Below are 11,628 nucleotides of genomic sequence, written 5' to 3' on the forward strand. Positions count from 1 at the left end.
ACTCTCACCGTTCCGGACCCCACCATGTCAGAGAACATCGTTTACGCAGCCGGCGGCGTGCTGTGGCGCCTCGTCGAGGGCAAGCTCCGCATCCTGCTGATCCACCGCACCCAATACCGCGACGTGACCCTCCCCAAGGGCAAGGTCGATCCCGGCGAGACCCTCGCCGAGACCGCGGTCCGCGAGATCCACGAAGAGACCGGCATCCGTGTCTCCCTCGGGGTCCCTGTGGGCGTGTCGACCTATCACATGCCCTCCAAGCGCAACAAGGTCGTGCACTACTGGGCGGCAGAGGCCACGGATGCCGCGATCAAGGCCTCGTCGTTCGTCCCGAACAAAGAGATCGCTGCGCTCGAGTGGGTCTCGGCGAAGAAGGCCCGCGCGAAGCTCAGCTACCCCGTCGATGTCGAGATCCTGGACAAGTTCCTCGAGATCCGCGACAAGGATGTGCTGCGCACCTTCCCGATCATCGCGCTGCGCCACGCCAAGGCAGTACCGGCCGATGAGTGGGACGGATCGGACGCCTCGCGCCCCCTGGCTCCCCGCGGGCGCAAGCAGGCGAACGCACTCGTGGGTCCGCTCCTCGCGTTCGGCGCGCGCCGCATCGTCTCGAGCCCCGCCGTTCGGTGCGCCAAGACCGTCGGCCCGCTCTCTGCGGCGCTCGGGCGCCGCGTCGACTATTCGCCGCTGATCAGCCAGGACGCCTGGGAGGAGGGCGCGACTGACGCGCGCTCGGTGGTCGGAGCGCGGGTCCGCTCCCGCAAGCCCGCGGTGGTGTGCAGCCACGGCCCCGTGCTTCCTGAGATCATCCAGGAACTCGCGATGGCAACCGGGTCGCTCATGGGCTCGCACTTGGGCAACGCATCAGGACTGTCCCCGGGCGGATTCTCGGTCGTGCACCTGTCGACGGACAATCCGGGTTCAGGGATCGTTGCGATCGAGACGCACCAGCCCTCGGTGTGAGCGAACCGATCCGGCTCGGGTGGGCCCCGGTCACTGACCGCGACCACCGGCGCGAGGTCGCGTGGCGGCTCGTGCGAGAACTGATCGGTCAGCCCGGCATCCGGATCTCGAACCGATGCCCGCGGTGCGGCGCTGACCACGGCCCCGTCGAGGTCGAGGGAGTGGCGGTGACAGCGAGCGTGTCGTACGCCGCCGGGTGGGCGGTTGTCGCTCTGGCGCCCGCTGCTGCCGGGACCGTGGGGGTGGATGCCGAACCCGAGGTCGACCTCCGGCGAGACCGAACGGGCCTGACGGGTGTGCTCGGCGCCGGTCCTGCCACGACGCGCGACTGGGTGCGCGTAGAGGCCGCGCTGAAGGCCGATCGGCGGGGGCTGCGCGTCGAGCCGGCGCTCGTGCACGTGACCGGCACCGACGGCACCGACGATACGACCGGCGCGTCGTGGCGTGCTCGCGTCCCGGGGCGCGCGCACCCGCTCCTCGGCTGGGACCTCGACGGACCCCCGGGAGTTCTCGTCAGCGCCGCGCTGGCCAGCCTCGAACCTGCCGACCGTTAGCGCGCGGACTTCTTCTTCGCGAGTCGCTTGGACGCATCCGGTCGCGGCGGCAACGGCGGCAGCGGGCCGGCATCCAGCCAGGCATCCAGGAGCGCCTCGAGGTCGTGGCCGGCGTCGTCGACGAAGCGACGGAAGTCCTCGGTCGTGACGCACGCGTTCACGTACGCGCTGCACCAGCCGCGCAGGAGATCGAAGAACGGGTCCTCCCCGATCGTGAGGCGCACGGCATGAAGCGTCAGCGCCCCCCTTTTGTAGAGCCGGTCATCGAACATGAGATCGGCGCCGGGATCGCTGATGACGAGATCCTGCGCGAGATCTGCGAGCCTCGCATGAGCCCGGCGGGCAGCGGCGTCGGCGGTGTCTGCACCCATTGCCTCGAACCAGAGCCACTCCGCGTAGCACGCGAATCCCTCGTTGAGCCAGATGTCGCGCCACCGCGCCACCCCGACGCTGTTACCGAACCACTGGTGGGCAAGCTCATGAGCGACGAGGCGCTCCGAGTCCGGGTCGAGGTGGTTCGCGCCGAAGACGGCGGTGCCCTGCGCCTCGAGCGGGATTTCGAGCGGATCTGCCGTCACCACGATGGTGCAGCTCTCCTGCGGGTACGGTCCGAACCGCTCCTCGAAGGCTGTCATCATGCGCGGCAGCGGACCCAGAGCCCGCTTCACGTCTGCGCGCAGGGACGGCGGTGAGGCAACGACGATGCGCTCATCGAGCCGGTGCGATTCGAACTGCCCCACATAGACGGCGACGAGGTACGTCGCCGTGGGCACACCGATCGCGTACTCGGCGGTGACCTGACCGCCCGAGCGGGTGCGCGACTGCAGCACGCCGGTGGCGACAGCCGTGTACTCGGCATCCGTCGTGACCCGGATGCTGTACGTCGCGCGGTTGTCGGGACGATCGTTGCACGGAAACCACGTGGGAGCGCCGATCGGCTGCGATGCGACGAGGGAGCCGTCAGTGAGTTCCTCCCAGCCGATCGTCCCCCAGCGGGAACGGCGGGGGGCTGGTGCGCCGGCGTATTCAATCGTCAGCGTCAGGGACTCCCCCGGCTGCATCGTGCGCGGCAGTGTGAGGCGGAGCTTCCGCGGGCCCTGTGTGTGCGGAGTCCGTCGCTGCCCCTCGATGCGGACCCGACTGACCCGAAGGCCGACGAGATCGAGCGCGATCGAGGATGTCGCAGCCAGAATCCGGATGCCGAGGGTCGCGCGTCCCTCAAGCCTGTTGGTGCGGACGCGGTAGCTCAGATCGAGCGCATATGCTTCGACATCGAACGAGAGGTCGCCGCTCTGAGGGGTATAGGTGTCGTGAGCAGGGACGTCTTCCCGATCGACGCCGTCTCGGCGACCGGTGTCGATCACGGGACCGCCTGATACGCGCGGATCTTCACCGCACGCCACGGGCCGATGGGATTCCCGCTCCACCGCGAGCCGACCGGCACGCTTTCCCCCCGCATGACCAGCGAGGCAGGACCAACGGTCGCGTGAGCACCGATCGAGGCCGCGGGCAGGATGACCGAGTGCGGCCCGAGCGTTGCACCGGGTTCGAGGGTGACGGCATCCATACTCATGATCCGATCATGAAACAGGTGAGTCTGCACAACGCATCCCCGATTGACGGTGGATCCGTCGCCGAGGTGCACGAGATCGGGCTCGGGGAGCCAGTACGTCTCGCACCAGACTCCGCGGCCGACCCGGGCGCCGAGCGAGCGCAGCCACACGGCAAGTGCGGGGGTACCGGATGCTGCGCGAGCGAACCAGGGAGCCGCGACCATCTCGGTGAAGGTGTCGACCACCTCGGTGCGCCAGACGAAACTCGACCACAGTGGATGCTCGCCCGCGCGGATCGGCCCAACGAGGATCCACTTAGCGGCTGTCGAAGTGGCTGCTGCCACCGCGCCGGCGGCGAGCATGACAATTCCCGAGAGCAGTACCGTCCACCACGGTCCGATGCTGGTCCAGAGGGCTGCCAGGGTCATGAGCACCCCGAAACCAATGAGCCCGGTCACAAAAACGGGAACGATTCGCGAGAGCTCCCAAAGGCTCCGCGCGATGCGCAAAGCGACGGGCGGCTCGTAGGTGCGGGACTCATCGACGCTGGCGGCGACGCGTCGCAGACGCACGGCTGGGGACCCGAGCCAGGACGATCCCGCCTTCGCCTTCGCCGGAGCCGCGGAGAGCACCGCGATCAGTCCGTCCTTCGGGACTCGATGCCCGGGCGCCACCATGCCGGAGTTTCCGACGAACGCGCGCTTGCCGATCCTGACGTGGTCGACGCGCATCCAGCCGCCGCCCAGCTCGTACGAGGCGACCATCGTGTCATCGGCAAGGAACGCGCCATCGTCAATCGTGGTCATCGACGGGATCAGCAGCACCGTGGATGCCTCGACGTTGCGGCCGACTGAGGCTCCCAGCATCCGCAGCCAGAGGGGAGTGAACAGGCTCGAGTAGAGGGGAAACAGCACGGTGCGCGCCGAGTCGAGAAGTCGCTCGGTCGTCCACACCTGCCACCCGAGCCGGCTGCGCACGGGGTACGTTCCCTCGCGAAGGTCGAGCGAGAGCAACCGCACGGCGATCACGACGGTGCCGGCGAAGACCACACCGGCGATCAGGATGCCGGGCACGAGCCACGCGAGGCCGAGGAGCGCCGCCTCCGCGAGAGTCTGCGCGTCCTGCATCGCAAGCGCCATGACACCGGCACCGGCGGCGAACGCGACGATCGGCAGCAATGCCAAGGCCAGCGAGGACGCGATATAGGCCCACAGCCACCGGTGCGGAGCCGGCGCATGTTCCGCGGGCCAATCGGCGGGAGGCTCCCCGACGCGCACTGCGGGCGAGCCGGCCCACGCCTGGTCGGGCTTGACCCGCCCGAACACCGCCGAACCGGGGGCAACCCGCGCACGCCGACCGATCTTGGTGCCGGGAGCAAGTGTGCTGCGGGCCCCGATGACCGCATCCGCATCGATCCGGATGCCGCCCACGCGCACGGTGTCGCCGTCGACCCACGTGCCACTGAGATCGACCTCGGGATCGATCGCCGCGTTATCGCCGACCTGCAGCATCCCGGTCACCGGCGGCAGCGTGTGCATGTGGACGTCGCGGCCGATCGAGGCACCGAGCGCCCGCGCGTAATACGTGACCCACGGCGCTCCCACGTACCCGACAGCGTCGATCTGGTCGGCGACCTGTTCGGCAAGCCAGAGCCGCAGGTGAACGCCGCCGCCGCGCGGATAGTCGCCCGGTTCCAGCCCTGCGAGCAGGGTTCGCGCAGCGAGCACTGCGATCGCCATGCGACCGAACGGGGTAGCAAACACGAGCAGGCCGATCACGAGCACCCACCACGGCACGGTCGGGAGGAAGGCGAACCCACCTCCGAGCTGCAACAGCGTGCTCGCAGTCAGCAGGTACAGCAGCCACCGGATGCCCGACAGGATGAACAGTGGCGCCCCGAGCAGGGTCTGGGCGATCCGCGTCGTGGCCGGCGTCGGGACGGCGCGGTGGTACTCGGCGGCAGACGCGTCGGCGGCGGCATCCGCATGTGGGAGCAGGGATGCCATCGCCCCGAGGCGCGGCATGTCGTAGATGTCGGCGACCGTGAACTCGGGAAGTCGCCCGCGCACTCGTGACGCAAGCTGTGCCGCCGCGAGCGACCCGCCGCCGAGGTCGAAGAAGTCTGACGCACGGCCTTCAGCGGGGACGCCGAGGACCGCCTGCCACTGTTCAGCAAGCCACACCTCGTTCTGAGACAACCCCGCGGCGGGTTGCTCTGCCCCAGGAACCGGCCACGGGAGCGCCGCCCGATCGACCTTCCCCGAGGTACGCGCCGGAAGGTCGGGGAGCACCGCGAACAGGGGCATGATGCCGGCGGGCAGGCGGTCTGCGAGAGTCGCTCGCGCTGCTGCCCGATCAAACGCCTTGGGCTCATCGACGACGATGTAGCCGACCAGAACGGGGTTGCCGGCCTCCGACGTGCGAACCGCGGCAGTCGCGGCGGTGACGCCGGGAAGATCCTGGAGGGCAGCTTCGACCTCGCCGAGTTCGATACGCCGCCCGCCGATCTTGACCTGATCGTCGGCGCGTCCGAGAAAGACAAGACCCTCGGGTTCGTATCGGACGAGGTCGCCAGAGCGATACGCGCGATCCCACCCCAGCGTCGGCATGGGGGCGTACTTCTCGGCATCCTTCGCGGGATCGAGGTACCGAGCAAGCCCGACACCGCCGATGATGAGCTCCCCGCTCTCCCCCTCCGCGACCCGGTTGCCCTCGGCATCCACCACCGCAAGCGACCAGCCCTCGAGCGGAAGCCCGATACGGACCGGGGCGTCGGGCACGAGCGGCGCGGCGCACGAGACGACGGTGGCCTCCGTCGGACCATAGGTGTTCCAGACCTCGCGGCCCTCGGCGGCCAAGCGCGTGCCGAGCTCTGGCGGCACGGCTTCTCCGCCGAAGATCAGCAGCCTGACGTTGTCGATCGTCGAACTCGGCCACATCGCGGCGAGCGTCGGCACGGTGGAGATGACCGTAATCCCCTGACGGGCGAGCCAGTTCGCAAGGTCCACCCCAGAGCGCACCAGCGCGCGCGGCGCCGGGACGAGGCAGGCGCCGTGCGCCCACGCGAGCCACATCTCCTCGCAGGAGGCATCGAAGGCCACCGACAGGCCGGCCAGCACCCGGTCGGCGGTGCCGAGGGGCTCGTCCTGCAGAAACAGGCGGCTCTCGGCATCCACGAACGCCGCGGCACACCGGTGCGTGACCGCGACCCCCTTGGGAACCCCGGTCGAGCCCGAGGTGAAGATGATCCACGCATCATCGTCGGGTGCGGGCTGGGCCAGGATGTCGAGCGCACGCGTATGCCCCGCCGGAGCCTCGCCGGCGAACAGGTCCTCGTCCTCGTCGGTGGAATCATCGATGGTGGGGATCTCGGATGTGACGTCGGACGGCGCGTTCCCGGTTCCGTCGCCATCTCCATCGGCAGCGTCGGTCGCGGTCGGCGCGTAGAGCCCGCGGCCCGTGATGACGCCCCGGACCCCGGCTTCGCCGAAGACGAGCGCTGCGCGTTCTGCCGTGTCATCCGCGTCGACCGGAACGTAGGAAGCGCCAGCTGCCATGACGCCGAGAATCGCGATGTAGAGCTCTTTCGTGCCCGAGGTCATGCGGATGCCGACACGATCGCCGTGCCGCACGCCAGCTGCCACCAGGCGCGAGGCGGTGAGAGCAACGCGGGCAGCGAGCTCCCGGTAGCTCACCGCAGGTCCCGCGCCGTCATCGATCGCTGAAGCCTCGGGATGGCGGCGCACCGTCTCTTGCAGGATGTCGATGAGCGTCCGCGGCGGGGCGGCGTGAGCGGCCCGATCGAGGAATGCCGCCTGGTCGAAAGTCACGATCCGACGGTACCGGGGCGCGTCGTGCCGGGTAGGGGAATCGCTGCAGACCGCCCGAGCCCGTTTACCTGCTGTTCACCTCTACCAACCGATCCCTTAAGAGTCGCTGTCTACCGTCACGTAAGTGCCCTGCACCGGGCCCGCCATATATACCCCGACACAGTGAAGGATTCACAGTGAAGATCACCCGCTTCGCCCAACTGGGCGCTGTCGCCGCCGTCGCCACCCTCGCGCTGGCTGGCTGCGCCTCCAACGAGTCCAACGGCGGCTCCACCACCGAGCCCGCCGAGTCGACCCTCTCGGGAACCATCGGCGCGACCGGCGCTTCGTCGCAGACCGCCGCGCAGGAGGCCTGGGTCGCGAACTTCCAGACCGCCAACCCCGACGTGACCGTCAACTACGAGCCCACCGGTTCGGGCACGGGCCGCGAGAACTTCATCGCCGGCGCGAGCAACTTCATCGGCTCGGACCGCGCGTTCAAGATCGACGAGATCGCTGAGAGCACCTTCGCCGCCTGCGCCGACGGCGGCTCGGCCGGCATCGTCGAGATCCCCGTCTACATCTCGCCCATCGCGGTTGCGTTCAACCTCGACGGTGTCGAGTCGCTGAACCTGACCGCCGACGTCATCGCGGGCATCTTCGCCGGTACGATCACCAACTGGAACGACGCAGCGATCGCGAGCCTGAACGACGGCGTCGAGCTTCCCGACCTCGCGATCTCGCCGGTGCACCGCTCCGACGACTCCGGTACGACCGAGACCTTCACCTCCTACCTGTCGGCCGCGGCACCCTCGGTCTGGACCTACGAGCCCGACGGCGAGTGGCCGATCACCGGTGGCGAGTCGGCTCAGGGTACGTCGGGTGTCATCGACGCGACCAAGAACGGCAACGGCACCATCACCTACGCCGACGCTTCGCAGGTCGGCACCCTCGGCACCGCCTCGGTCGGCGTCGGCGGCGAGTTCGTGCCCTACTCGGCAGAGGCCGCGGCGATGATCGTCGACTCCTCGCCGGAGCAGGAAGGCCGTACCGAGGGCGACATCGTCTTCGACATCGACTACGCGACCGAAGAGGCGGGCGTCTACCCGATAGCTCTCGTGAGCTACGAGATCGGCTGCGTCGAGTACGAGGACCCCAACGTCGCTGAGCTCGTGGCCGCGTACTTCACCTACATCGCCAGCCCCGAGGGCCAGGACGCCGCCGCTGAGAACGCCGGCTCGGCTCCGATCTCGGACTCGCTGCGCGAGCAGGTCAACGCCGCGATCGCCCTGATCGGCTGATCAACTCCCTCTCGGCCGCCCCGTTCGGTACATTCACGATGTACTGAACGGGGCGGGCTGAGCGAGAGAGCCGGTTTCACCGGAGCTCTCGCTGAGCCTGACCCGGACTCGACACGAAGGACACACCGATGGCGACGACCACGGACGCGGGACCCGAAGCCCCGGCGAAAATCCACGCCAAGAGACGGCCCGGGGACATCGTCTTCTCGGGGACCGCGCTCGGAGCGGGGATCATCATCCTGGCTGTTCTCGCTGCTGTCACGATCTTCCTGGTCATCGAGAGCATCCCGGCGTTTACGACTCCCGCCGACGAGAACCCGCTCCTGAAGGGCAAAACCTTCCTCGAGTACACGTGGCCGCTCGTGTTCGGCACGATCTGGTCTTCGATCCTCGCGCTCGTCATGGCAGCGCCGCTCGCAATCGGCATCGCACTGTTCATCTCGCACTACGCCCCGCGTCGCGCAGCAGCAGTCCTCGGATACATCATCGACCTCCTCGCTGCTGTCCCCTCGGTCGTGTTCGGCCTGTGGGGCGGCCTGGTGCTGGCCGGGTTCGTGCAGCCCTTCTACGTGTGGCTGAACACCTACCTCGGGTGGATTCCGCTGTTCAGCGGCCAGGTGTCAGCCACCGGCCGCACGATCCTCACCGCCGCCCTGGTACTGGCCATCATGGTGCTGCCGATCATGACCGCGATCTGCCGCGAAGTGTTCCTGCAGACGCCGGTGCTGCACGAAGAGGCGGCGCTGGCGCTCGGCGCCACCCGCTGGGAGATGATCAAGATGGCGGTGCTGCCCTTCGCCCGCGGTGGCATGGTATCGGCGGCGATGCTCGCACTGGGCCGCGCGCTCGGGGAGACGATGGCCGTCACGATGGTGCTCTCGGTATCGGGGGTCGTGACCTTCGAATTGCTGACTGCTACAAACCCGACCACGATCCCGGCGAACATCGCCCTCCAGTTCCCCGAGGCGTATGGCACCGGTGTGAGCCTGCTGATAGCCACCGGCCTCGTCCTGTTCGTCGTCACCTTCGCCGTCAACGCGATCGCTCGCTGGATCGTCAACCGCCGCGCTGAGTTCTCGGGAGCCAACTGATGTCCACCGCAACCGCCACGGCGACGCGTCCGAGCACCAACAGCTTCTCGAACGGGCGGCTTCCGAAGGGGACGAGCTGGCTCCTGCTGGCGGGCTCCCTCATCGTCATGGGGCTGGTGTTCTTCCTCCTGAACATCGACCAGCCCGTCGCAAACTACAACATCGTCGCCGCCGTCTTCCTCGGCGCGGTGCTGTACGCCATCCTGATCTTCGTCGTCGCCTCGATCGTGGAAGGACGCCGCAACGCGACCGACCGCTTCATCACCGCGGTGGTCTCGGCAGCCTTCATCGTTGCCCTCCTGCCGCTGATCTCACTGCTGTTCACGGTTCTGGTCAACGGGCTCGCCCGATTCGACATCGAGTTCTTCTCGTCGTCGATGCGCAACGTGATCGGCGACGGCGGTGGTGCGCTGCACGCGATCGTGGGAACACTGTTGATCACGCTGACGGCGACGATCATCTCGGTTCCGATCGGCCTCATGACCTCGATCTACCTCGTCGAGTACGGCAACAGCGGCAAGCTCGCCCGCGCAATCACCTTCTTCGTCGATGTGATGACCGGCATCCCGTCGATCGTTGCGGGTCTGTTCGCTTACGCCGTCTTCGTGATCTTCTTCGGCGCCGGGTACTCCTCGGGCTTCGAAGGTGCCATCGCGCTGAGCGTTCTCATGATCCCCGTGGTCGTCCGCTCCTCCGAAGAGATGCTGCGCCTGGTTCCCAACGAACTGCGCGAGGCGTCGTTCGCGCTCGGCGTTCCGAAGTGGCTCACGATCGTGAAGGTCGTGCTGCCGACATCCATCGCCGGAATCACCACCGGTGTGATGCTCGCGATCGCCCGCGTCATCGGTGAGACTGCCCCGCTGCTGCTCACCGCCGGCTACACGCAGAGCATGAACTGGAACATCTGGGACGGCAACATGATGACCCTCCCCGTGTTCGTTTACAACCAGTACGCCAACCAGGGCACCAACCCCGACGCCGCGATCTCGCGCGCATGGGCTGGGGCCCTGACCCTGATCCTGATCGTCATGGTGCTCAACCTCGCCGCCCGCTTTGTCGCGAAGTTCTTCGCGCCCAAGACCGGTCGCTGAACCCGAAGGAATATCCGTGTCCAAGCGCATCGATGTCAACGACCTCAACGTCTACTACGGCAACTTCCTCGCCGTCGAAGGCGTCTCGCTCACGATCGAACCCCGCTCCGTCACCGCCTTCATCGGCCCCTCCGGTTGCGGCAAGTCGACCTTCCTTCGCACCCTGAACCGGATGCACGAAGTCATCCCCGGCGCCCGGGTGGAGGGTGAGGTGCTGATCGACGGAGACAACCTGTACGGTGCTGGCGTCGACCCCGTGCTCGTGCGTCGCCAGGTCGGCATGGTCTTCCAGCGCCCGAACCCCTTCCCGACGATGTCGATCCGTGAGAACGTGCTGGCGGGTGTCAAGCTCAACAACCAGCGCATGTCCAAGATCGATCAGGAGGCTCTCGTCGAGAAGTCGCTGCAGGGCGCGAACCTGTGGAACGAGGTCAAGGACCGCCTGGACCGCCCGGGTTCGGGTCTGTCCGGTGGCCAGCAGCAGCGCCTGTGCATCGCTCGTGCCATCGCGGTCGAGCCCGACGTGCTGCTGATGGACGAGCCGTGCTCGGCCCTCGACCCGATCTCGACCCTCGCGATCGAGGACCTCATCGAGGAGCTCAAGAGCGAGTACACGATCGTCATCGTGACCCACAACATGCAGCAGGCCTCGCGCGTGTCCGATAAGACGGCGTTCTTCAACATCGCCGGCACCGGCAAGCCGGGCAAGCTCATCGAGTACGACGAGACCACCACGATCTTCACCCACCCGAAGGTCAAGGACACCGAAGACTACGTCTCGGGCCGCTTCGGATAAGCATCAGTTTCGGACGAGGGGGGCGTGGCCGTTCGGCCTCGCCCCCTCCTTCGTTTCGTCACACCCGCGCGTTGCTCGGTCGCAACGGCGAACCCTTCTGCCGACACGCCAGGCCGCGGCATCCGTCACCGGCGTGTCGAGGAAGCTATGCGCCGATGCGACACGGCGCCCCGGGACCGAGCAAGTACCCGGCAGCGCCGCCTCGGTCGCAACGGCGCACCTTTCTGCCGACACGCCAGGCCGCGGCATCCGTCACCGGCGTGTCGAGGAAGCTATGCGCCGTTGCGACACGGCGCCCCGGAATCGATGCATGTCCGAGGGGCGCGGAACCACTCCTCCCCAAGGCATCGGGGAGCACTAGTTGTACTGCCCAGGGAGGTTGTTTGATCTGGCTTCCCTGATGTGACGAGAACCTCCCGGCAGAGTGGAGCTGCTACCGCATCCGCTCTGAACCAGGAGGTTCTCGTGTC

8 protein-coding genes are annotated in these 11,628 nt (G+C 67.7%); 6 read left to right on the plus strand and 2 right to left on the minus strand.

What is annotated here, in order from left to right; genetic code table 11:
* Positions 1–24: 24 nt before the first annotated feature.
* Together BGO47_RS05125 and BGO47_RS05130 are read left to right on the plus strand one after the other, a co-directional pair.
* A complete protein-coding gene (locus tag BGO47_RS05125) occupies positions 25–963 on the plus strand; it encodes an NUDIX hydrolase (RefSeq protein ID WP_292709216.1) in 939 nt (312 codons plus the stop codon).
* On the plus strand, positions 960–1,517 hold the full coding sequence (locus tag BGO47_RS05130) for a chemotaxis protein CheY (protein ID WP_292709186.1): 558 nt from the start codon (positions 960–962) through the stop codon (positions 1,515–1,517). Before BGO47_RS05125 ends, BGO47_RS05130 begins: the two co-directional genes overlap by 4 nt.
* On the opposite strand, the gene BGO47_RS05135 is transcribed toward BGO47_RS05130, so the two are convergent.
* Together BGO47_RS05135 and BGO47_RS05140 are read right to left on the minus strand one after the other, a co-directional pair.
* On the minus strand, positions 1,514–2,881 hold the full coding sequence (locus BGO47_RS05135; RefSeq protein ID WP_292709188.1) for a M1 family metallopeptidase: 1,368 nt from the start codon (positions 2,879–2,881) through the stop codon (positions 1,514–1,516). The two genes, BGO47_RS05130 and BGO47_RS05135, sit on opposite strands and share 4 nt — an antisense overlap.
* Positions 2,878–6,900 (minus strand): Pls/PosA family non-ribosomal peptide synthetase, encoded by a 4,023-nt coding sequence (locus BGO47_RS05140; protein WP_292709190.1) that lies wholly within the window; start codon positions 6,898–6,900, stop codon positions 2,878–2,880. The genes BGO47_RS05135 and BGO47_RS05140 overlap by 4 nt, the downstream gene beginning before the upstream one ends.
* A 176-nt stretch (positions 6,901–7,076) precedes the next feature.
* On the opposite strand from BGO47_RS05140, the gene BGO47_RS05145 reads away from it, so the two are divergent.
* The 4 genes from BGO47_RS05145 to pstB all read left to right on the plus strand — a co-directional run bounded on the left by BGO47_RS05145 (position 7,077) and on the right by pstB (position 11,158).
* Positions 7,077–8,180, plus strand: coding sequence for a phosphate ABC transporter substrate-binding protein PstS (locus BGO47_RS05145; protein ID WP_292709192.1), 1,104 nt, complete (start codon positions 7,077–7,079; stop codon positions 8,178–8,180).
* A 128-nt stretch (positions 8,181–8,308) separates the two neighbouring features.
* Complete coding sequence (pstC, locus tag BGO47_RS05150; protein WP_292709194.1) at positions 8,309–9,271, plus strand: phosphate ABC transporter permease subunit PstC; 963 nt, start codon at positions 8,309–8,311, stop codon at positions 9,269–9,271.
* Entirely contained in the window at positions 9,271–10,362 is a 1,092-nt protein-coding gene (gene pstA, locus BGO47_RS05155) for a phosphate ABC transporter permease PstA (protein ID WP_292709196.1), read from the plus strand. The genes pstC and pstA overlap by 1 nt, the downstream gene beginning before the upstream one ends.
* A gap of 16 nt (positions 10,363–10,378) precedes the next feature.
* Positions 10,379–11,158: a phosphate ABC transporter ATP-binding protein PstB gene (pstB, locus tag BGO47_RS05160; RefSeq protein ID WP_292709198.1), complete on the plus strand. Its 780-nt coding sequence runs from the start codon at positions 10,379–10,381 to the stop codon at positions 11,156–11,158.
* Positions 11,159–11,628 lie beyond the last annotated feature (470 nt).

It is taken from the genome of Microbacterium sp. 67-17, from assembly GCF_001898325.1.
Lineage (GTDB): Bacteria > Actinomycetota > Actinomycetes > Actinomycetales > Microbacteriaceae > Microbacterium > Microbacterium schleiferi.

Bases quoted from the DNA above. Each gene is read 5' to 3' on its own strand.
- BGO47_RS05125 (WP_292709216.1), top strand. From the start codon at position 25: ATGTCAGAGAACATCGTTTACGCAGCCGGCGGCGTGCTGTGGCGCCTC.
- pstC (WP_292709194.1), top strand. From the start codon at position 8,309: ATGGCGACGACCACGGACGCGGGACCCGAAGCCCCGGCGAAAATCCAC.
- pstA (WP_292709196.1), top strand. From the start codon at position 9,271: ATGTCCACCGCAACCGCCACGGCGACGCGTCCGAGCACCAACAGCTTC.